The sequence below is a fragment of the Arthrobacter sp. Y3222053 genome (assembly GCF_059092805.1).
The window spans coordinates 684,400-706,022 of record NZ_JBNHIA010000001.1; the positions used below are offsets into that span (position 1 = coordinate 684,400).

Below are 21,623 nucleotides of genomic sequence, written 5' to 3' on the forward strand. Positions count from 1 at the left end.
TCCGAAGATGCCCTATTCCAGGTGCTGGGATACTGGAGGATGGCGCGATGCTACCGGACCAGCGCGCCCGGCCGGGAGCCTGGGCGGGAAGCCGGAGCAACGGCGGCCGGACAGGACAGCAGCGCAGCGGACAGCTGTGTACAAGGAAGGCAGGCGGGCCATGACCTCCACGGAACTGACGGTCGGCCAGCTGGCCGAGCGCAGCGGCGTGGCGGTGTCCGCGCTGCACTTCTACGAACGGCAGGGCCTGATTTCCAGCCGCCGCACGGCGGGCAACCAACGCCGGTTCGACCGGTCCATGCTGCGCCGGGTGGCGGTGATCCGCGCCGCGCAGCGCGCCGGCATTCCGCTGGCGGTGATCGCTGAGGCGTTCTCAGAGCTGCCGGCCGACGGCGTTCCGGACCAGTCGGACTGGCAGCGGCTTTCCGCAGCCTGGCGGCGCGAGCTGGATGATCGGATCCATCGGCTGGAGGCGCTGCGGGACCGGCTGGGCGGGTGCATCGGATGCGGCTGCCTGTCGCTGGCGGAGTGCCGTTTCGTCAACCCGGACGACGCTGCGCGGGGCACCGGCTCGGGGGTCCTGGAGTAGTCGGACGGAAGGCCCGGACCGTGGCGGGTTCCGGCAGGCGGGACGGATTTGACCTCAACCAATGTTGAGGTCTTAGCGTGGAGGGATGTTCAGCGCAGGCGCCGCAACCGGCCAAGGGAGCACCACCCCATGACCTCCACCCGCATGTCCAGCCCGGTCCTGGTGGACCGCTTCAAGGACGCGTTCCGCAACCACCCCGCGGGCGTTGCTGTGATCACCGCCCGCAGCGGCGAGGCGCCGGTCGGGCTGACCGCGTCCTCGGTGGCCTCGGTCTCCGCCGAGCCGCCCATCCTGGCCTTCTCCCTGGCCTCCCAGGCCGGCTCGGCCGGCGCGGTCAGCGCTGCGGAGACGATCGTCGTGCACCTGCTGTCCGATGCGAATGTGGAGCTCGCCCGGAGCTTTGCCCGGCCGGGCGGAGAACGGTTCACCGATCCCCGCCAGTGGTCCTGGCTGCCCGGCGGTGAACCGCTGCTGCACGGCACCGCCTTCGCGCTGCGCTGCCGGATCCTCTCCCGCACCCCGGTCGGGGCGTCCGTTCTGATCGCCGCGCAGGTCGAAGAGGTCCTCGAGACGAACGACGACGCCGCGCCGCTGGTCTACCACAACAGGTCCTTCCACCGGCTTTCCGCGGGCTCGCTGCTGCCCTGAGCCGCCGCAGGGTAGATTGGGGACCCCGACGCGGCGCCCCCGCCGCACCTCGGCCCGGCGCAGGATCCAGGAAGGAACCCTCATGCCCAAGCGCAGACTCTCCGACCTCACCCCCGGCCAGAAGAAGTCACTGGGCGTCGCCGGCGTCGTCCAGGTCGGCCTGGCCGCCGCAGCGCTGATCGACATCTGGCGCCGCCCAGCAACCCGGGTGCGCGGGAACCGGATTGCCTGGTCCATGGCCTGCGGCATCAACTTCCTCGGCCCGGCGGCCTGGTTCCTGTTCGGACGCCGCCGCTGAGCTGCGGAGGGCTCTCCTGCGGCAGGTGCCCTGCCTGACGCAGGGCGTGCCCGCTACCCGGCCGCGTACTGCTCCCACGGGGTATTCCAGTCCCCGTAGCCGTCACCGATCGGCACGGGCGGGAAACCGGTGTTGAGCACCTGGACCACATCGCCCGGGTCGAAGGTGTCCATGAAGTACTGCGCGCCCTCGGGCGACATGCCCACACAGCCGTGCGAGACGTTGATGACACCCAGCGCCCCCATGGCTCCCGGCAGCGCCTGGTGCACGAACACGCCGCCGTGGGTCAGCCGGCTGGCGTTGGTCGCGTCAAACGGCTCGTAGTAGGCCGGGTCGCCCGGCTGCAGGCCGATGCTCTCGGCCCGGAACGGCACGGACCGGTGCTGTTCCATGACCACGAGGTAGCCCTCCGGGGAGGGCCACTCGGCGTCGCCCAGGGTGACCGGGAAGGTGCGGGTGAGCTGGCCGTCAACGAAGACCTGCATGGTCTTGGTGTTGTTGTCCACCACGGCCAGCCTGGTGTTGTGCGTGCTGAAGGTGCGCTCTTCGTTGAAGTTGCCGATCATGCCGTTGCCGAAGTCCACGCCGAACAGCTGCATGTCCACCTTCACCGTGGTGTACGGCGCCCAGAACTCGGCGGCCCGATAGCGCGCCTTGGTGTCGGTGACCCAGTGCCAGGCGCCTTCCTGCCCGGAGCTGACGTCCACGGAGATCGCCGCTTCGACGGCGTCCTTGTTGAGGACCGGTTCGCTGAAGTTGATCTCGATGGGCTGCCCGACGCCGACGACCGCGCCGTCGAGCGGGTACATGAAGGCGTTGGCCTCGTTGGGCGGGGTGACCGTGGCGAAGCTGCTGGTCTCGGTGACCCGCGAGCCGTCGTCGCCCGCGAGGACGACCTTCATCTCGTACTGTGTGTTGAAGGCCAGCGGACCGTCGGCCCGCCACAGCGCGCCGTCCTCGTCCAGGGTTCCCTGCACCGCTTCGCCGCCTCCGGCGGGACGGAGAGAAACGCTGTCGATCTCGGCGTTCACGGCAGCCACTTCGGCGACCGTGATCGGGTTGACCTCCAGAGCCCCGTCGGCGGGCACGGTGGTGAAGCTCACCGGCCCGGCGGCGGTCGCAGCGGCGGTCGGCGAGGCGGTCGGCTGCTGCCCGGCCGCCGGCCGGCTGCTGCGGTCAAAGGCTCCCAGCGCCCAGGCGGCACCCAGGGCCACGGCAACGACCACCACGATCACGGTGGTCCAGACTGCCGCTTTCCTGCGACCGGTGCTGCTTGATTCCTGCACTGTGAGAGATCCCCCTGGGAAGTGTGTTTGCTGCGCCGGTCAGCCGGCGTCGTCGTCCGGCGCTGACCGGCCCGGGCATTCCAGTCCATTCTGCCGCCGATGGCCGGAGGCGAACACTGTTGTGCGCCCTGATGATACGCGAAAGTTATGAGCACCCGCTGGCGCGCGGGCGTCGATGACGGAACGTCCCTGCGCCGGCGTGGGGCCGGCCGGGTCCTCAGGCCGGCAGCCGCGAGGCCTGGCGGAGGATGTTGCGGGCCATGGCGGGGAAAATCAGGCCGTGGAACGGGGAGATCAGCCACCAGTAGAGCCGGCCGGTCAGCCCGCGGGGAAAGTAGATGGCCCGCTGGCGGTACACGCTGCCGCCTTTTCCGTCCGGGTCCACGGCCAGTTCCAGCCAGGCCCGGCCGGGGACGCGCATTTCCGCCCGCAGCCGCAGCAGGCTGCCGCGCTCGAGCAGCTCCACCCGCCACCAGTCGACGACGTCGCCGGTGTACAGGCGCTTGGGGTGGCGCCGGCCGCGGCTGAGTCCGGCGCCGCCGACGGTTTTGTCCAGGATTCCGCGCAGCGCCCACGCCATCGGCAGTGAATACCAGCCGTTGCGCCCGCCGATGCCTTCGATCACTTCCCACACCCGGGCGGGGGCGGCCTCGCCCCGGCGCTGGCGGGAATCGACGTACACCTTCCGGCCGGCCCACTCCGGATCGCTGGGCAGCGGCTGGGACGCCGCATCGGCGGCGGGGGTGGCGCCGGCCCAGGTGGTTTCCACTTCGCCGCGCTGCTCCTTGCCCAGCGCCCGGCGCACCGCCTCGCGGTAGCCGGTGTGCCCGCCGGCGGGGGCCGGCACGTACCGGTCGATGTCATGTTCCTTCGCGACGGCGTCGTGCTGCAGCGACTCGACCAGCGGCCGGGACATGGCCAGCGGAATCGGGGTCACCAGCGCCACCCAGAGCCCGGCCAGGCGCGGTGCGGGCAGCGGCAGGGCGAAGATCCGCCGCTGCGGCAGGCCGGCCTCGGCGGCGTAACCGTTCATGATCTCGGCGTAGGTGAGCACCTCCCGCGACCCCAGGTCGAAGGTGCGGTTGGTATCCGCCGGCAGGTCCACCGCCCGGGCCAGGTAATGCAGCACGTCGCGCACCGCGATCGGTTCGATCCGGCGGCGGACCCAGGACGGGGCGGGCATCACCGGCAGGGTTTCGGTCAGGTGCCGGATCATTTCGAAGGAAGCGGAGCCGGAGCCGATGACCACCCCGGCCTGCAGCACCACCGCCGGCACCGCGGAGTCCAGGAAGACCTGCCCGACGGCGGTGCGGGAGCGCATGTGCGGGGACAGTTCGCCCTCGTCCGGGTGCAGTCCGCCGAGGTAGATGATCCGGCGGACCCCGGCGTCCTCGGCGGCGCGGGCCGTGTTGCGCGCGATGGCCTCCTCCTGTCCCGCGAACCCGGCACCGGAGGCCATGGAATGGACCAGGAAGTAGACGGTGCCGATGTCCCGGAAGGCTTCACGCACGGAGTCGGGGTCGGACAGGTCGCCCTGCCGGATGTCGACGTCGGCCGCCCAGGGCACGTCGCGAAGCTTATCCGGAGTGCGGGCCAGGACCGTGACCCGGTGCCCGTCCTCGAGCAGCAGCGGCACCAGCCGCCCGCCTATGTAACCGGTCGCGCCGGTGACCAGGATGCGTTCTTGGGCCATGGGGCCAAGATAGCCCCTCCCCCAAGCAAATACTAAGCACGCTGAGGAAATGCTGGCCTTTTGCCTTCAATCCCGCAAGACTAGGGGATATGGCGGGAACCACGGGGACAAAGTCGCAGCAGGAAACGGTCAGCGTTGACGGACACCGGCTGCGCCTGACCAACCTCGACAAGGTCCTGTATCCCGAAACCGGAACCACCAAGGCCGACATCCTCGCCTACTACGCCGCCGTCGCGGACGTCATGATTCCGCACGCCAGGATGCGGCCGGCCACCCGCAAGCGGTGGGTGCACGGCGTCGGCACGCCGGAGAAGCCCGGGCAGGTGTTCTTCCAGAAGAACATCGAGGACTCCGCCCCCAAATGGGTCAAGAGCTTCCCGATCGAGCACAAGAGCGGCACCAACGTCTACCCGGTGGTCAACGACCTGGCCACCCTGACCTGGCTGGCCCAGTCCGCCGCGCTGGAGATCCACGTGCCGCAGTGGCAGTTCGGCCCGCGCGGGGCCATCCGCAACCCGGACCGGCTGGTGCTGGACCTGGACCCCGGCGAGGGAGCCGGACTGCCGGAGTGCGCCGAGGTGGCCCGTTGGGCCAGGGCGATCTTCGATGACATGGGCCTGGACGCCCGCCCGGTGACCAGCGGCTCGAAGGGCATCCACCTCTATGTGGCGCTGGACGGCACGCAGACCGCGGACGAAGTCAACGCCGTCGCCCATGAACTGGCCCGGGCCCTGGAAGCCGACCACCCGGACCTGGTGGTCTCCGACATGAAGAAGTCGCTGCGCACCGGCAAGGTGCTGGTGGACTGGAGCCAGAACAACGCCAACAAGACCACCATCTGCCCCTACTCGCTGCGCGGCCGGTTCCGGCCCATGGTCGCCGCGCCGCGGACCTGGGAGGAGCTCGAGGACCCTGACCTGGAGCATCTCGACTATGAACAGGTCCTGGACCGGCTGGAGACGCTGGGCGATCCGCTGGAGGGACTGGAACAGGGCGGAGGCGACGCCGGCGAGCTGAGCGAAGATGCGCTCGCCGAGGCCATGGACCGGCCCGAAGCCGGCAACGACGAAGCCGGCGACGAAGCAGACGCCGCAGCCGGCGATGACGGCAGAGGGGCCGGCCGCCCGGACCGGCTGCGCAAATACCGCAGCATGCGCGATCCGCAGAAGACGCCCGAACCCGTTCCCGCCGAGCCGGCCCCCGCCCGGGAGGGCAACAGCTTCGTCATCCAGGAACACCACGCCCGCCGCCTGCACTGGGACTTCCGGCTGGAACACGACGGCGTGCTGGTCTCCTGGGCGCTGCCCAAGGGTCCGCCCACCTCGCCGGGAAAGAACCATCTGGCGGTGCAGACCGAGGACCATCCGCTGGACTACGCCACCTTCGAGGGACATATTCCCAAAGGGGAATACGGCGGCGGCGATGTCACCATCTGGGACCACGGCACCTACGAGCGGGAAAAATGGCGGGACGGCAAGGAGGTCATCGCGGTGCTGCACGGCCAGCCCGACGGCGGCCTGGCGGGCCAGGGCAGCAGCGTCCGCCGGTTCGCGCTGATCCACACCGGGGGCGGCCGCGAGCAGGGCAAGGACAACTGGCTCATCCACCTCATGAAGGACCAGCCCGATCCGCAGGACGGCGACGGCGGCGACCCGGCCGAGGACGTCCCGCCGCCGCCCACCACCCGCCGCCCGCTGCCCCAGGTTCCCGACGCCAAAGCCGTCGCCGCGGACATGGCCGACGCCGGGATGCCCGCCCTGGCACCCATGCTCGCCACCCTCGGCACCCGCGCCGACATCGGCGACGAGGAGGAGTGGGGCTACGAAATGAAGTGGGACGGCGTCCGGGCCATCGCCGACGTAACCCCCGACGGCGTCCGGCTGATCAGCCGCAACGGCAATGACATGACCGCCGCCTACCCCGAACTGCAGCAGCTGGGCGAACGGCTCAACGGCGAACGCGCGGTCCTCGACGGCGAAATCGTGGCCCTGAACGCCGCCGGCCGGCCGGACTTCGGCCTGCTCCAGCCGCGGATGCACCTGACGAAGAAGCGGGAGATCGACGTCGCCGCGGCCCGCACCCCCGTGCACTTCATGCTCTTCGACCTGCTCTGGCTTGACGGCAACTCCCTCGAGGACCTGACCTACCTACAGCGCCGCGAGATCCTGGAATCCGCCGTCGAACCCGAGCCGGAGGGCACCATCCAGGTGCCCCCGGTGCTGCAGCTGGACCTGGACGAGGCGATGGAGTCCAGCCGCGAACTCGGCCTGGAAGGCGTGATGGCCAAGCGCCTGGACAGCACCTACGCTCCCGGCCGGCGCTCCAAGGCCTGGATCAAGCTCAAGCACCAGCTGACCCAGGAAGTGGTCATCGTCGGCTGGCGGCCCGGCAAGGGCAACCGGGCGAACAAGGTCGGGTCCCTGCTGCTGGCCGTGCCCGACGGCACCGAGCTGCAGTACATCGGCCGGGTCGGCTCCGGCCTCGGCGAGAAGGACCTCGCCGTGCTCGGCTCGAAGCTGAAGAAGATGGGCCGCAAGACCGCCCCGCTGCCCGACGTGCCCCGTTCCGACGCCGCCGACGCCCAATGGGTCCGGCCCGCCCTGGTCGGCGAGGTGACCTACGCCGAAATGACCGGCACCGGCAAACTGCGCCACCCGGTCTGGCGCGGCCTGCGACCGGACAAGAAACCGTCCGACGTCGTCCTGGAGGTTCCGTAGCGGAACCCGAACCGACAGTCTTCAGCACCCCCGACCCCAACGAAGGAGCTGACCATGAGCGAGCCCGGCACCGGCACCCCGGCCGGAACCATGACCGACCCGCTGCCCGGCACCGCACCCGTGCCCGCCGGGGAGCTGGCCGAGGTGGACGCCTGGTGGCGGGCGGCGAATTACCTCTCCGCCGGGCAGATCTATCTGCGCGAGAACCCGCTGCTGCGCCGCCCGCTGGAGGCCGCCGACGTCAAGGCCCGGCTGCTCGGCCACTGGGGCACCACCCCGGGCCTGAACTTCATCTACGCGCACCTGAACCGGCTGATCCGCGCCACCAGGCAGCCGTTCCTGTTCATCACCGGCCCCGGCCACGGCGGCCCGGCCAACGTCGCCAACGCCTGGCTGGAAGGCACCTACTCCGAGATCTACAGCCACGTCGGGCTGGACGAGGAAGGCCTGGCCACCCTGTTCCGGCAGTTCTCCTATCCCGGCGGCATTCCCAGCCACGCCGCCCCGGAGACCCCGGGCTCCATCCATGAAGGCGGCGAACTGGGCTACTCGCTGGCGCACGCCTACGGCGCCGTGTTCGACAACCCGGACCTGATCGCCGCCACCGTCATCGGCGACGGCGAGGCCGAAACCGGCCCGCTGGCCGCCAGCTGGCACTCCAACAGCTTCCTGGACCCCGCCGCCGACGGCGCGGTGCTGCCGATCCTGCACCTGAACGGGTACAAGATCGCCAACCCGACCATCCTGTCCCGGATGCCCGAAGAGCAGCTGACCAAGCTGCTGGAAGGCTACGGATACCGGCCCTACTTCGTCACCGTCGAGGACCCGGACGCCGTGGAGCAGGCGCACGAGGACTTCGCCGCCGCCCTGGCCGCCTGCGTCGGGGAGATCCGCGCCATCCAGGCCCGGTACCGCTCCGGGGAGACGCCGCCGGACGCGGAGACGCCGGTCCCCGATGCCGGTGATGCGCCCGCCGGCGCGGGTGCCCCGGTCTGGCCGATGATCGTGCTCCGCTCACCCAAGGGCTGGACCGGGCCGCGCAAGGTCGACGGGCAGCAGGTGGAGGGCACCTGGCGCGCCCACCAGGTGCCGCTGTCCGAGATCCACGACAACCCGGAGCACCTGGCCCAGCTCGAGGAGTGGATGCGCTCCTACCGGCCCCAGGACCTGTTCGACGACGCCGGCCGGCTGCGGGAGGAGATCGCCGCCCTCGCCCCGGAGGGGGAGCTGCGGATGAGCGCCACCCCGTACGCCAACGGCGGCCGGCTGCTGCAGGACCTGCGCCTGCCTGCCTACGCGGACCACGCCGTCGCCGTCGAGCGCCCCGGCGCCGAACAGGTGAGCCCGATGATCAACCTCGGCGGCTATCTGCGCGAGATCATCCGGCTCAACCCGTCCACCTTCCGCATTTTCGGGCCGGACGAGACGGCGTCGAACCGGCTGCAGGCGGTCTACGACGTCACCGACAAGGTCTGGCAGCAGCGCATCGACGCCGTCGACGAGCATCTGGCGCGCAGCGGGCGGGTGGCGGAGGTGCTCTCCGAGCATCTCTGCGAGGGGTGGCTTGAGGGCTACCTGCTCACCGGCCGGCACGGGGTCTTCAACTGCTATGAGGCGTTTGTGCACATCGTCGACTCGATGTTCAACCAACACGCCAAGTGGCTGAAGGTCTCCCGCGAACTGGCCTGGCGGCAGCCCATTGCCTCGCTGAACTACCTGCTCTCCAGCCACGTCTGGCAGCAGGACCACAACGGCTTCTCCCATCAGGACCCCGGGTTCATCGACCACGTGGTCAACAAGAAGGCCGACGTGATCCGGGTGTACCTGCCGCCGGATGCCAACACCCTGCTCGCCGTCACCGAGCACATCCTCGGCACCCGGGACCGGGTGAACGTCGTGGTCTCCGGCAAGCAGCCCGCCCCGGCCTGGCTGGATCCGGAGCAGGCGAAGCTGCACGTGCAGCGCGGCATCGGCATCTGGGACTTTGCCGGCAGCGAGCCGGCCGATCCGGCGCAGGCGGCGGAGCCCGACGTCGTGATGGCCTGCGCCGGCGACGTCCCCACCCTGGAGACCGTGGCCGCGGCGGCGCTGCTGAAGCAGAACCTGCCGGACCTGCGGATCCGGGTGGTCAACGTGGTGGACCTGATGCGGCTGCAGGATCCGGCGGAGCATCCGCACGGGCTGCCGGACCGGGACTTCGACACGCTCTTCACCATCGAGCGGCCGATCATCTTCGCCTACCACGGCTATCCGTGGCTGATCCACCGGCTGACCTACCGCCGCACCAACCACGCCAACCTGCACGTGCGCGGCTACAAGGAGGAGGGCACCACCACCACGCCCTTCGACATGGCGATGCTGAACCAGATCGACCGGTTCCAGCTGGCCATCGACGTGCTGGACCGGGTGCCCGGGCTCGGGGAACGGCAGGCACCGCTGCGGCAGCGGCTGCAGGACGAGCGGCTGCGCGCCCGGCAGTACACCCGCGACGAAGGCCAGGATCCGCCCTACATTTCCGGCTGGAACCTGCAGGAGGCCGAAGCCGACACTCCGGGCTGACGACGCCGTGCGGCCCGGCACAATCTTCGGCGGCCCCGCGCCGCCGGAAGTAAGAAGAACCGACGAAAAGGAGATCAACATATGTCAGGTGAGCAGACGAACGTGGTAGTCACCCGGGTGATCGACGCATCGGCGGAGGATATTTTCCGGCTGCTGTCCAACCCGGAGCGGCACCACGAACTGGACGGCTCCGGCATGGTGGTTTCGGACGAGAAGACCGACCGCATCGCTGCGGTGGGCGATGTGTTCACCATGAACATGCACAACGACAAGATGGGGGACTACAAGACCGAGAACCACGTCACCGGATTCGACCCCAAGAAGCTGATCGCCTGGCAGACCGCGCCCGCCGGCACCGAGCCGAAGGGCTGGGAGTGGGTCTGGGAGCTGCAGGCCCTCGGCCAGGACTCCACCGAGGTCACGCTCACCTATGACTGGTCCAAGGTCACGGACAAGGAGACCCTGAAGAAGGTCAACTTCCCGATGGTCTCCAAGGATGACCTGGAGGAGTCGCTGAACAAGCTCGCTGCGGCGGTCTCCGGGGCGTAGCAGCTCCGGCTTAACAGCACGACGGCGGCCGGTTCCCTTCTCAACGGAAGGAAACCGGCCGCCGTCGTACTGCAGTGGCTAGACCGCGGACCAGCCGCCGTCGGAGGGCAGGATGGCGCCGTTGATGTTCACGGCGTCGTCGGAGAGCAGGAAGGTGATGGACGCGGCCAGGTCCTCGGCGGAGGCCAGGCCGGGGATGTTCACCCGGGCCGGGGCCAGGTGCGCCTCGCCGTACTCGCTGGTCTTGCCGCCCATCGGGATGCCGGTGGCGACGCCGCCCGGGGCCACGGCGTTCACGCGGATGCCTTCGCGGGCATACATGAACGCGGTGCTGCGGGTGATGCCGACGACGGCGTGCTTGGAGGCGGTGTAGGCGACCCCGGAGGCGGAGCCGCGCAGGCCGGCCTCGGAGGTGACGTTCACGATCGAGCCCTTGCCGGCTTCGAGCATGCCCGGCAGCACGGCGCGGGTGAGGCGGACCAGCCCGTCCACGTTCACCGCGAAGATCTTCTGCCACATGGCGTCGGTGACTTCGTGCAGCGGAGAGAAGTCGTCGTTGATGCCGGCCACGTTGGCCAGCGCGTCGATCTGCCCGCCGGCGGCGGCCACAATGCGGTCAATGGCGGTGAGGTCGGTGAGGTCCGCGGCGACCGGAACGACGGCGTCGCCGGCTTCCTCGGCGAGCTCGTTGATCTTCGCCTCGGCGATGTCGACGGCGATGACGCGTCCGCCTTCACGCACGATGCGGGCTGCGGTGGCACGGCCGATGCCGCTGCCGGCGCCGGTGACGATGACGGTTTTGCCCTCGAAGCGGCCCGGCACGGTGGGCAGCTCGGCAACGGCGGCCTCCGGCATAACGCCCCCGTTGGCTGCCAGCACCAGCTGGTCCACGGCAGCCTGCGGGAACTTGCCCTGGCTGAGGTCCACCAGCTGCTGGAGCTTCAGGCTCAGGGCCGGGCCCAGGGTGGATTCGTCACTGCCTGCCTGCGCAAGCATGCCGCGGATGGCGGGGCCGCCTGCCGGGTGGTCGAGCCACTGCTGGACGGTGTTCTGGGCGGTGATGGGCTGATCGGCCACGTGCCGGTCCTTTCGGTCGGTGGGACGGCCGTGGTTGCGCGGCCGTTGCGCAGGCAACCCCGGGTTACACGTGTAAGTTGCCTGTATCGTCAGATTACCGGACAAATCGAAGCATCATCATCCCGTGTTTTTCGCGGGTCGGGAGGGGCAGGCACGTGGAGCGCAGGGTCACCTCGGCCGACGTCGCGCAGGCCGCCGGCGTCTCCCGGGCCACCGTCAGCTACGTGCTCAACGGCCGGTCCGGGCAGAGCATTTCCGCGGCCACCCGGGACCGGGTGCTCGCCGCCGCCCGCACGCTGGGGTACACGCCGTCGACGGCGGCCCGCACCCTGCGCCGCGGCCGCAGCGATGTGGTGCTGATGCTGCTGCCGCCCGAACCGCTGGGCCAGGCCCTGGCCATGGTGCTGGATGCCGCCAGCGAGCAGGTGGAGCTGCGCGGGCAGCGGCTGCTGGCGCACCGGCTGCCGCCGCAGGGCGGCGCCGCGGCCCTGGTGCGGGCCCTGGCGCCGGCCGCCCTGATTCTCACCACGCCGCTGGATCCCGCCGAACTGGCCGAACTGCGCGCCTCCGGCACACCGGTGGCAAGCCTGCAGGACGAGCTGGAGGATCCGCTGTCCCCGGACCTGGGCATCGGTGCGCAGCAGGTGGAGCACCTGGCCGGCGCCGGGCATACCCGGCTGGGCCTGGCGCTGCCTGCGGCGCCAGGCTACGAGTGGCGGGCACGGGTTCGCCAGGCGGCAGTGGAGGACGCCTGTGTCCGGCACGGGCTGCCGGCGCCGGCCGTCGCACGGATGGAGCTGGACGCAGACCAGGCCCGGGCCGCCGTCGCGCAGTGGCGCCGGCGCCCGGAGCCGGTCACCGCGGTGTGCGCGTTCGACGACGAGTACGCCTTCGCGCTGCTCTCCGGGCTCGCGGGCCGCGGCCTCGCTGCTCCCCAGGACCTGGCCGTCATCGGCGCCGAGGATATTCCGCTCGCGGCGCTGGCGGTGCCGCCGCTGACCACGGTGCGGGTGGATGCCCGCCGGCTGGGACAGCGGTTAGCCCAGCTGTCGGCTCCCGACGCCGGCGGCGCGGAAGCAGCCTGCGTCCCGGACGGCGCGGGGCAAGGCGAGGCGCGGCTGCCGCCGGTCACCCTGGTGCGCCGGACCTCGGCCTAGGCAGGGAGCGCGGAGGCGCCGCCGGCATCAGGCTCAGGCGCTTCGATCCGCCAGGGCGTCCAGGGCCTCCGCCACCGGGGTGGAGCCGTTGTTGAATTCGATCATCCGGCCGATGGTTCCGGGCCGGTCCAGCACCTCCGCGGCCACCAGGGCAACGTCCTCGCGGGAGACCTGGCGGCCCTCGATGCCCGGGCCGGTTTCGATTTTTCCGGTGCCCGGATCCGTGGTCAGCCCGCTGGGGCCCAGGATCGTCCAGTCCAGGCCGCTGCCGCGCAGGTGCGCGTCCGCCGCGGCTTTGGCCTCGGCATAGGCGAAGAACCCGTTGTCCTCGGGCACGCCGTGATCGGGGCCGGCCCCGAAGTAGGACACCATCACGTACCGGCGCACGCCCGCGGCCTGGGCGGCGTCCATGGAACGGATCGCGGCGTCGCGGTCCACCGCATAGGTCCGCTCCGGGGAGCCGCCGCCGGCACCGGCGGACCACACCACCGCGTCCTGGCCGGCCAGCTTGTCGGCGATCTCCTCCGTGGAAAGGTGCTCGACGTCGGCAACGACGGCGGCGGCACCGGTGGCTTCGACGTCTGCGGCGTGGTCGGGGTTGCGGAACAGTGAGGTGACCTGGTGGCCCCTGGCGGTGAGGTCCTTCGCGAGGTGCAGTGCGACCTTGCCGTGGCCGCCGATGATGGCTACGCGTGACATATGAGTCCTTTCCATCGGGAAAACCGGACGGGGGAGCAGCGCCCCCCACACGCAACAGTAAGCACACTTATGGTGCAGATGCACGTTCGCCGGCACCGCCGGATCCGGCCCGGGAGCGGGCGTAATCTGGAAATGCAAGAACATGCACCATCGAAGGAGATGCCCCATGAAGGCATGGCAGTTCACCGGAACCAACAAGCCGCTGGAACTCAATGAAGTGCCCGAGCCGCACGCCGGGCCGGGCCAGGTGGTCGTGGAGGTCAAGGCCGCAGGCGTCTGCCACTCCGACGTCACCGCCCTGGACGACCCGGGCTGGATGCCGCTGTTCTTCCAGCTTCCGCGGACCATGGGCCACGAGAACGCCGGCGTGATCACCGAGGTCGGCGAGGGCATGGAGCACTGGAAGGTCGGCGACCGGGTGGGCCTGGCACCGGTGATGAGCGACGGCGACGCGCTCGGCTACGGCAAGTGGGACGGCGGTTTCGGGCCCAAGCTGCTGGCCACCGACGACAACCTCGTCAAGCTCCCGGACGAGGTTCCCTTCGACCTCGCGGCCATGGCCACCGACGCCGGCCTCACCGCCTACCACGCGATCATCGCCGTCGGCGGCGCGAAGAAGGGCATGAAGGTCGGCGTCATCGGCCTCGGCGGACTGGGCTACATCGGCGCCCGGGTCGCGGTGCTCTCCGGCGCGGAGGTCTACGGCGCCGAAATCAACCCCGCCACCCGCGAGCTGGCCGACGAGATCGGCCTGGCCGGCGTCGCCGAATCCATCACCGAGTTCAAGGACAAGGGCCTGGACCTGATCGTGGACTACGCCGGCTTCGGCACCACCACCGCGGCGGCCATCGAGACCCTGGCCGAATTCGGCACCCTGGTGCAGGTGGGCATGGGCCGGCTGGAAGCGACGATCAACACCTACCCGATCATCATCAACCAGCTCTCCATCAAGGGTTCCAAGTCCGGCACCAAGGAGGACCTGGAGGCCCTGTACGAGCTGATGAAGTCCGGCCAGCTGAACCCGCCGATGAACATCATCACCCAGGCTGAGATCCCGGACGCGATCGACAAGCTCCGTAAGGGCGGCGTGGTCGGCCGCTTCATCGCGAAGTACTAAGTCCCGGCGCAGCTTCCGCCGCCTTGTGGCGGCAGGCCCCTCCGGAACGGGGCCTGCCGCCATGGTGCAACCCGTACTGCCGTGTCCGAAAACCGCCGGACGCCGGTGCCGAAACGCGCTTTACTGGAGGCATGACCATCACCGAGGCCGCGGCACCGGATGCCGCGGACGCCCTGGGACGGCCCCGGGCGCGCCGCTCCACCGGTACGGCCGGGGATCCTCTTTTCGCCGAGCGGTACCGGGCCATCGACGCCCGCGATGCCCGCTTCGACGGACAGTTCTTCACGGCCGTGGCCTCCACCGGCATCTACTGCCGGCCCTCCTGCCCGGCCCGGACGCCGAAGCCGGAGAACGTGACGTTCTTCCAGACCTCCGCCGCAGCGCACGAGGCCGGGTACCGTGCCTGCAAACGCTGCCTGCCCGAGGCTGGGCCCGGCACCCCGGAGTGGAACCTGCGCGGCGACCTTGCCGGCCGCGCGATGCGGCTGATCAGCGACGGCGTCGTGGACCGGGAAGGCGTCGACGGCCTGGCGGCGCGGCTTGGCTACACCCCGCGGCACATCCACCGGCTGCTGCTCGCCGAACTGGGCGCCGGGCCGCTGGCCCTGGCCCGCGCCCGCCGGGCCCAGTCCGCCCGTGCCCTGCTGGCCGGCAGCGACCTGCCGCTGGCCCAAGTCGCCTTCGCCGCCGGGTTCGGTTCGGTGCGCCAGTTCAACGACACCGTCCGCGAGGTCTTCGACAGCAGGCCCGGCGAGCTGCGTGCCCGCGCCCGACGCCGGACCGGGACCGCCGGCGCCGACCGCGCTGGTTCCGCCGCAACGACTGCTGCCCGGCCGGCCCCGGGCACGGCCTCCGCCGACCCCGCCCCGCATGCCGCCCGGCTGGACATCGACCTGCCGGTCCGGGCGCCCTACGACGCCCCGGGCATCTTCCGCTTCCTCGCGGCCCGCGCCGTCGCCGGCGTTGAACTGGCCGACCTCAGCGACCCCGGCCGGCTGCGCTACGCCCGCACCCTGGCCCTGCCGCACGGCCCGGCCGCCGTCGACATCACCGCCGCACAGCACCCGAAACGCGGCTGGCAGCTGACCGCCCGGCTGGAGCTGGCCTCCCTGGCCGACGCCGCGCCCGCCGTCGCCCGCATCCGCCGGCTGCTGGACCTGGACGCCGATCCCGCCGCCGTCGACGCCGCCCTCGCCGCCGATCCGGCCCTCGCCCCGCTCATTGCCGGCACGCCCGGCATCCGGGTTCCCGGTGCCGTGGATCCGCACGAGCTGGTGATCCGGGCACTGCTCGGCCGGCAGATCTCCGTCGCCGCCGCCACCACCCACCTCACGCGGCTGGCCCGCCGGGCCGGCAGCCCGTACGCCGCCTCGATCCCCGGCCTGGACCGGCTCTTCCCGGCCCCGGCACAGATCCTCGCCGCGGTGCCTGCACCGGAGAACGGCGGCGCCCAGGACCCCGACCGCCCGCTGCGGCTTCCCGCCCGGGCCGTTGCGGCCGTCCTGGCCGCCGCCCGTGCCCTGGACACCGGCGACCTGGCCGTGCACGTGGGCGCCGACGCCGAGCACCTGCGCGCGGACCTGCTGGCCCGGCCCGGCATCGGGCCCTGGACGGCCGGCTACATTGCGATGCGGGTGCTCGGCGACCCGGACGCCTGGCTGCCCGGCGACGTCGCGCTTCTTGCCGGGGCCCGGGCCGCCGGTCTGCCCGCTGCGGACCTGCCCAGGCCCGCAGCCCACCGGGCGCTGGCCGCACGCGCCGCGGACTGGGCGCCGTGGCGCTCCTACGCCGCCATGCACCTGTGGCGGGCCGCCGCCGGGCCCGCCGCCGCGCCCCGTTCCGGAAAGGACGACCAATGAAAACCACCATCAGCCCGGCAGCCCCGACACCTGAGCCCGCAGCCGCCGACCCCATCCCGCCCGCCGCGGCGGTCTTCACCACCCTGGACACCCCGGACGGCCCCTTCTCCCTGCTGGCAACAGTCGACGGGGTCCTCGCCTCCGGGTGGACGCCGGACCAGGCGGCGCTGTCCGCCCTGGTGCATCCCAGCCTGCGCCCGGCCGACGACGCCGTGGCGGCCCTGCCGCACCCCGACCTGCGGCTCCGGGCGGACCAGCGCCCCGATCCGCGCTCCGGCGCAGCGCCGGTCGTGGCCGCCGCCGTTGCCGCCGACGCCGTCGCTGCGGTGCACGCCTACTATGCGGGCGACCTGGCGGCTCCGGGCAGGATTCCGGTCCGCCAGCACTCCGGCGGGTTCCGTGTCCAGGCCTGGGACACCCTGCGCGGCGTCGCGCCCGGCGAACGCCTGACCTACGCCGCCTACGCCGCCCGGGCCGGACGGCCGACGGCGGTACGCGCCGCCGCGGCGGCCTGTGCCCTGAACGCCGCCGCCCTCTTCGTGCCCTGCCACCGGATCCTGCGCACCGACGGGACGCTCGGCGGATTCCGGTACGGACTGGAGCTCAAGCAGCGGCTGCTGGACCGGGAAGCGGGCCGGCCGGGGAGCCTGCTGTTCTGAGCCGCCCGCGCCGGGTCCGGGGATCGTGGCAGCCGGGAAGCGGGATCCTCTTGCCCCCGGCGCACCCGATGGCTTGAGTGGGCCCATGGGCAAACTCATCTACTCCGTCGCGTCCTCCTTGGACGGCTACAACACCGACGCCGAAGGCCGGTTCGACTGGGCCTTCCCCGAGGACAGCGTGGTCGCTGCCCTGAGCGAGGACCTCGCCACGGTGAAGACCTTCCTGTACGGCCGGAAGATGTACGAGACGATGGCGATCTGGGAAACCGACCCGTCCGCGGCGGAGGAGTCCCCGGAATCCGCCGCTTTCGCCCGGCTGTGGCAGGACACCGAGAAGGTGGTCTTCTCCACCACCTTGAAGGACGTCTGGACGACCCGCACCCGGCTGGAGCCTGCCTTTACCCTCGAGGCGCTGGAGCGGGCCCGCTCAGCGACGGACGGGGACCTGACCATTGAAGGCCCCACCCTGGCCGGAACCGCCCTGGCCCTGGGCGTGGTCGACGTGGTGGAGCTGCTGATCTGCCCGGCAGTGGTCGGCGGCGGCACGCGCGTGTTCCCGGACGGGCTGCGGTTGGACCTGGACCTGACCCGGGAACGCCGCTTCGACAACGGCATGGTGCAGGTGACCTACACCGTCCGACGCGGTTGACCCGTGGTCCGGTCAGCCGTGCGGCCAGGCGGCCACCGCGGCCTCAACGGCTTCCCGGGTCCGCGCCGGGACCTGCTCCACCAGCTCGATCACCGGCTGCGGTGCGCCGCGGCCGGTGCGCGGCAGCCGCCAGGTGCCGACGGCGAGTCCGTCCACCAGCACGGCCGGCCGAAAGACGCCGTTGCCGCCGGGCACCAGCGCCTGGAGCATGTCCGGCCCCGCCACCAGCGAACGGTCCGCGTACCCGAGGATCCATTCGTCGAAGCCGGGCACCAGGGTTACGGCGCCGGCGTCGGGCGCCGCTGAGGCGTCGGGCGGCGCCGGGTCCCCGATCATCCACGCCGGCGTGCCCTCCACCTGCACCTCCACCAGGTCCTCAATGCGCGCTGCCGCCCGGCGCAGCAGCGTCTTGGGCAGCTTGGTCCACCAGGCCAGGTCGTCCACGGTCACCGGCCCGCGGGCCAGCACGAAGCCGCGCACCACTTCGGCCAGGGCGGCGTCGGGGTCCGCGGGCGGCGCGGCGGGGGAGAGGATGAGGTACTGCTCGGCGCCGGCCGTGTCGAAGGGCCCCCAGTGCGCCACGCCGCCGACCGACAGGTTCATCAGCAGGTGGTATCCGCGCCCGTCCGCCGTCGCGATGCCGGTGGCCTCCCACAGGTCCAGCACCTCGGCACGGCGCAGCGGCTGCACGGCCAGCGCCTCCGCCAGCACCTCGCGGGCCTGCCCGACGACGGCGTCGGAGAGTCCCAGCTGTTCCCGCCGCCGCGCCGTGGCCCGGTGGATGCGCTCGCCGGTGAAGGACAGCAGGGCCCGCAGGTGCTCCGGGGTGGTGGCGAACAGGGTGCCGCGCATCGGCCAGGACCGCACCAGCTCCCCGGCGTCGAACGCGGCCCGGACCTCGGCCACCGTGGTGCCCGGCCGGGAGCGCACCGCGACGGCCCGCTGCACCGCGGGCAGGTCCTGGCCCTGCAGCGCGACGGCGCGGCGGACGACGTCGGCGGGTGCCAGATCGGAGCCGTCCAAAAGGTGGGACCGCAGGCGGAGCCGCCGGGCCTGCCCGGCGGTGAGGTTGACGCTCATCCGGTCACGGTAAGGCGGCGCAGGCCCCCGGGCAAGGGGCGCGGCTGCAGCCTCTCAGGCCTTCTGCCGGGCCCGGTACAGCTGGATCTGCCGGTAGCGGCGGCCCAGCGAATCCCGCCGCGGGTGCGAGGCGGCGTCGGCCGGTTCCGCCGTGAGCTCGATGTGCTCCTTGCCGAACCGCCACAGCAGCAGGTCATCGAGCAGCCGGTCCGGGCCGGGGGAGTAGCGGTGATCCAGGGCCTGCCGGACGGCGGTGACCGCATCAGCCTGCAGCAGCCCGGCCAGGTCCATGGTGGTCTTCAGCCCGTGCGCGGCGAGCAGCTCTGCGGCCCAGCCCCAGTCGTCGTCGACCTTGCGGTTCACGTGCGGCAGCAGCGTCAGCCACACGTGCCGGATCCGGTTCGGGGTCAGCGGAGCGCTGCCCTCGCCGTCCTCGTCCCAGAACCCGGTGACCGTCTCGTACCGCTCGTGCAGCTCGGCGAATTCCTTCTCCACCATTTCCAGCATGGCGGCGGTGGCGGTGAACTGCCGGTCGAAGTACGGGCTCCAGGCCCGCGGATCGCCGGCCTTGAACCGGATGTCGTGCTCAATCTCGGACCAGGCATGCGCCAGCACGGTGCGGATCTGCACCTCGAACAGGTAGCTGCCGTTGGGCCGGTGCTCCGGCTCCAGCACCTTGTGGAACGCCCGTACCGTCTCGTTCTGGATGGTGCGCAGGATCAGGTGGCGGCTGGAATAGCCGTAGGTGCCGGACTCGATGGAGCCGATGTCCTTTTCCCGGTCTCCGCGGCAGTCGAACTCGGCGCGCTGGCGCTTGATCAGCTGCGCGGCGGCGTCGACCTCATGCGGCAGGGTCATGATCACCCGCACCCCCACCAGGTCGGTCAGGTTACGCAGCGGATCGGGGAAGACCAGGGCGGGCACTTCCTCGGGGTCGTCGGAGACCAGCATGCGCGAGGCCTTGTCCCGGAACGACTCCACCGACTTGGTGCGCGCGGTGATGAACAGCGGCCGCACCTCGGAGCCCGCCAGGACCGTCCGCAGGGCGCCTTCCACCTCCCGGGTGACCTCCTCCAGCGCCGGCCGCACCCGTGCATACTCCTCGGTGCTCGCCGCCACGGCGGGCCGCAGCCTCTCATCCAGGCTCTCCCAGGCGCCCATGTCCTCCCCGTCTTTCCGCCGGCGGCCCTTCGCCGGCCCGCTCCTCTCCAGCGTATGCCAGCCGGGCCCGGTCGCAGCCTGCGTTTCCCTCCGCGTTGTCCGTTTCCTCCGCCTGGAACCGGAGGAAACGGACAACGCGGCGGAAAACCGGGCGAAGCGGGGGAAACAGGACAAAGGGGAGGCGAACCGGCCGGGCACCCGGCGTTAAGGACACCGCCGGAGCGCCGATGCTAGGTTGATGAGCGTGCTCACAGTTATCGGCGAAGCCCTCGTGGACGAAGTAGTCAGCGACACCGCTCCGCGCCGTTCCCACCCCGGCGGCAGTCCGCTGAACGTGGCGGTGGGCGTGGCCCGGCTGGGAAAGCCGGTGCAGTTCATCGGCCGCTGGGGCTCCGACGCCAACGGGGCGCTGATCGCCGAGCACCTGCGCGGCAACTCGGTCCTCACCGCCGCCCCGGCCGACGACCTGCCCACCTCCGTGGCCACCGCCACCCTGGATCCGGTCGGCGGCGCCCGCTACACCTTCGACCTGCAGTGGCAGCTGCCCGGCCTGGTGGCGGACCTGCCGCGGCTGCTGGAGGGCACCACCATGCTGCACACCGGCTCGATCGCGGCGATGCTGATGCCCGGCGCCCGGGACGTGGAACGCGCCGTCGAACGCGCCCATCCGCTGGCCACCATCACCTACGACCCGAACTGCCGGCCCTCGATCATCACCGACGTCTCCTATGCGCGGGACCAGGCGGAGAAGTTCGTCGCCCTCGCCGACGTCGTCAAGGCCTCCGACGAGGACCTGCGCTGGCTCTACCCGGACGTGCCGGTGGAGGAAAGCGCCCGGCGCTGGCTGGCCGCCGGTCCCGCGCTCGTCGTCGTCACCCGCGGCTCGCAGGGGCCGTGGGCGGTGGCCGCCGCCGGGGAAGCCGAGGTGCCCGCGCCCACGGTCAGCGTCACGGACACGGTGGGCGCCGGGGATTCGTTCATGTCCGCGCTGCTGGTCGGGTTGATGGACCAGGAGCTCGACGGCGGAGCCCGCCGCTCCGAGCTGGCCCGGATTTCGCTCGCGGACCTGCGCCGGCTGCTGGAGTTCGCCGCCCGCGCCGCCGCCGTCACCGTCACCCGGGAAGGCGCCGACCCGCCCACCCGGGCCGACCTGGCCTGACACCGGGCCCCCGGAACCACCCGCAACCCACGCAAAAAGGAGAACCGCATGCAGAGCCACGACCCGTATGCCGTGCTGCCGAAGGTCGCCCAGTTCCAGGTGACCAGCGAGGACTTCCAGGACATGGACCAGCTGCCGCCGGCACTGTACAGCGGACAGATGGGCGTCCCGCACGGTGAGGACCGCTCCCCGCAGCTGAGCTGGTCCGGCGCGCCGCAAGGCACCCGCAGCTTCGCGGTGACCATGTTCGACCCCGATGCCCCCACCGGCAGCGGCTTCTGGCACTGGGCGGCGTTCAACCTGCCCGCCGACTGCACCTCGCTGCCCGCCGGCGCCGCCAACGACGGCGGCCTGCCCCCGGGCGCCGTCCAGCTCGCCAACGACGCCGGCTTCACCGGGTTCACCGGCGCCGCCCCGCCCGCCGGGCACGGCCCGCACCGCTACATGGTCGTGGTGCACGCGGTGGACGTCGCGGAACTGGGCGTGCCCGCCGACGCCACCCCCGCGTACCTAGGCTTCAACCTGTTCAGCCACACCCTCGGCCGGGCCCGGATCACCGGCATCGGCGAGATCCCCGAGGACTGATTCCGCGTCCCGTCCCGTCCCGGCCGCGCCGGGGCGGGAAGCGGAACCGCTGCGGCTAGGCTGGAAGCGGGGCGCCGGCACC

At 71.6% G+C, this 21,623-nt stretch carries 19 protein-coding genes; 13 read left to right on the forward strand and 6 right to left on the reverse strand.

Translation table 11 applies throughout. From position 1 onward, the window contains the following. Nucleotides 1–160: 160 nt before the first annotated feature. The 3 genes from soxR (at nucleotide 161) to AC5RUW_RS03260 (ending at nucleotide 1,535) form a co-directional block, all read left to right on the forward strand. Entirely contained in the window at nucleotides 161–589 is a 429-nt protein-coding gene (soxR, locus tag AC5RUW_RS03250) for a redox-sensitive transcriptional activator SoxR (RefSeq protein WP_494159363.1), read from the forward strand. A gap of 129 nt (nucleotides 590–718) precedes the next feature. Beyond that, a complete protein-coding gene (locus tag AC5RUW_RS03255) occupies nucleotides 719–1,237 on the forward strand; it encodes a flavin reductase family protein (protein WP_494006398.1) in 519 nt (172 codons plus the stop codon). A gap of 82 nt (nucleotides 1,238–1,319) precedes the next feature. Next, complete coding sequence (locus AC5RUW_RS03260) at nucleotides 1,320–1,535, forward strand: PLD nuclease N-terminal domain-containing protein (protein WP_494159364.1); 216 nt, start codon at nucleotides 1,320–1,322, stop codon at nucleotides 1,533–1,535. Between the two features lie 53 nt (nucleotides 1,536–1,588). Here AC5RUW_RS03260 and AC5RUW_RS03265 read toward each other — a convergent pair whose 3' ends face one another. Beyond that, complete coding sequence (locus tag AC5RUW_RS03265; protein ID WP_494159365.1) at nucleotides 1,589–2,821, reverse strand: L,D-transpeptidase; 1,233 nt, start codon at nucleotides 2,819–2,821, stop codon at nucleotides 1,589–1,591. A 217-nt stretch (nucleotides 2,822–3,038) separates the two neighbouring features. After that, on the reverse strand, nucleotides 3,039–4,514 hold the full coding sequence (locus AC5RUW_RS03270) for an SDR family oxidoreductase (RefSeq protein ID WP_494159366.1): 1,476 nt from the start codon (nucleotides 4,512–4,514) through the stop codon (nucleotides 3,039–3,041). A gap of 89 nt (nucleotides 4,515–4,603) precedes the next feature. On the opposite strand from AC5RUW_RS03270, the gene AC5RUW_RS03275 reads away from it, so the two are divergent. The 3 genes from AC5RUW_RS03275 (at nucleotide 4,604) to AC5RUW_RS03285 (ending at nucleotide 10,339) form a co-directional block, all read left to right on the forward strand. Further along, nucleotides 4,604–7,231 carry an ATP-dependent DNA ligase gene (locus tag AC5RUW_RS03275; protein WP_494159367.1) on the forward strand — a complete coding sequence of 876 codons (2,628 nt, stop codon included), beginning with the start codon at nucleotides 4,604–4,606 and terminating at the stop codon, nucleotides 7,229–7,231. A gap of 90 nt (nucleotides 7,232–7,321) precedes the next feature. Further along, complete coding sequence (locus tag AC5RUW_RS03280; protein ID WP_494159558.1) at nucleotides 7,322–9,790, forward strand: phosphoketolase family protein; 2,469 nt, start codon at nucleotides 7,322–7,324, stop codon at nucleotides 9,788–9,790. Nucleotides 9,791–9,871: 81 nt separating this feature from the next. Then, on the forward strand, nucleotides 9,872–10,339 hold the full coding sequence (locus tag AC5RUW_RS03285) for an SRPBCC family protein (protein ID WP_494159368.1): 468 nt from the start codon (nucleotides 9,872–9,874) through the stop codon (nucleotides 10,337–10,339). A gap of 78 nt (nucleotides 10,340–10,417) precedes the next feature. On the opposite strand, the gene AC5RUW_RS03290 is transcribed toward AC5RUW_RS03285, so the two are convergent. Further along, on the reverse strand, nucleotides 10,418–11,416 hold the full coding sequence (locus AC5RUW_RS03290; RefSeq protein WP_494159369.1) for an SDR family NAD(P)-dependent oxidoreductase: 999 nt from the start codon (nucleotides 11,414–11,416) through the stop codon (nucleotides 10,418–10,420). A gap of 155 nt (nucleotides 11,417–11,571) precedes the next feature. Between AC5RUW_RS03290 and AC5RUW_RS03295 the strand changes: the two genes are divergently transcribed. Beyond that, a complete protein-coding gene (locus AC5RUW_RS03295; protein WP_494159370.1) occupies nucleotides 11,572–12,573 on the forward strand; it encodes a LacI family DNA-binding transcriptional regulator in 1,002 nt (333 codons plus the stop codon). Nucleotides 12,574–12,606: 33 nt separating this feature from the next. Here AC5RUW_RS03295 and AC5RUW_RS03300 read toward each other — a convergent pair whose 3' ends face one another. Then, a complete protein-coding gene (locus AC5RUW_RS03300) occupies nucleotides 12,607–13,272 on the reverse strand; it encodes an SDR family oxidoreductase (protein ID WP_494159371.1) in 666 nt (221 codons plus the stop codon). 166 nt (nucleotides 13,273–13,438) lie between these two features. Here AC5RUW_RS03300 and AC5RUW_RS03305 point away from each other — a divergent pair, with 166 nt between their 5' ends. The 4 genes from AC5RUW_RS03305 to AC5RUW_RS03320 all read left to right on the forward strand — a co-directional run bounded on the left by AC5RUW_RS03305 (nucleotide 13,439) and on the right by AC5RUW_RS03320 (nucleotide 17,556). Next, nucleotides 13,439–14,389, forward strand: a complete 951-nt coding sequence (locus AC5RUW_RS03305; protein WP_494159372.1) for a zinc-binding dehydrogenase — start codon at nucleotides 13,439–13,441, stop codon at nucleotides 14,387–14,389. Between the two features lie 131 nt (nucleotides 14,390–14,520). Next, nucleotides 14,521–16,248 carry a bifunctional transcriptional activator/DNA repair enzyme AdaA gene (locus tag AC5RUW_RS03310; protein ID WP_494159373.1) on the forward strand — a complete coding sequence of 576 codons (1,728 nt, stop codon included), beginning with the start codon at nucleotides 14,521–14,523 and terminating at the stop codon, nucleotides 16,246–16,248. Further along, nucleotides 16,245–16,907, forward strand: coding sequence for a methylated-DNA--[protein]-cysteine S-methyltransferase (locus tag AC5RUW_RS03315; RefSeq protein WP_494159374.1), 663 nt, complete (start codon nucleotides 16,245–16,247; stop codon nucleotides 16,905–16,907). The genes AC5RUW_RS03310 and AC5RUW_RS03315 overlap by 4 nt, the downstream gene beginning before the upstream one ends. An 85-nt stretch (nucleotides 16,908–16,992) precedes the next feature. Then, nucleotides 16,993–17,556, forward strand: a complete 564-nt coding sequence (locus AC5RUW_RS03320; RefSeq protein ID WP_494159375.1) for a dihydrofolate reductase family protein — start codon at nucleotides 16,993–16,995, stop codon at nucleotides 17,554–17,556. A gap of 12 nt (nucleotides 17,557–17,568) precedes the next feature. Here AC5RUW_RS03320 and AC5RUW_RS03325 read toward each other — a convergent pair whose 3' ends face one another. Further along, nucleotides 17,569–18,636, reverse strand: coding sequence for a winged helix DNA-binding domain-containing protein (locus AC5RUW_RS03325; protein WP_494159376.1), 1,068 nt, complete (start codon nucleotides 18,634–18,636; stop codon nucleotides 17,569–17,571). A gap of 54 nt (nucleotides 18,637–18,690) precedes the next feature. Then, nucleotides 18,691–19,797 (reverse strand): GTP pyrophosphokinase, encoded by a 1,107-nt coding sequence (locus AC5RUW_RS03330; RefSeq protein ID WP_494159377.1) that lies wholly within the window; start codon nucleotides 19,795–19,797, stop codon nucleotides 18,691–18,693. 238 nt (nucleotides 19,798–20,035) lie between these two features. Here AC5RUW_RS03330 and AC5RUW_RS03335 point away from each other — a divergent pair, with 238 nt between their 5' ends. Both AC5RUW_RS03335 and AC5RUW_RS03340 read left to right on the forward strand, forming a co-directional pair. Beyond that, nucleotides 20,036–20,956: a carbohydrate kinase family protein gene (locus AC5RUW_RS03335; RefSeq protein WP_494159378.1), complete on the forward strand. Its 921-nt coding sequence runs from the start codon at nucleotides 20,036–20,038 to the stop codon at nucleotides 20,954–20,956. Between the two features lie 48 nt (nucleotides 20,957–21,004). After that, a complete protein-coding gene (locus AC5RUW_RS03340; protein WP_494159379.1) occupies nucleotides 21,005–21,541 on the forward strand; it encodes a YbhB/YbcL family Raf kinase inhibitor-like protein in 537 nt (178 codons plus the stop codon). Nucleotides 21,542–21,623 lie beyond the last annotated feature (82 nt).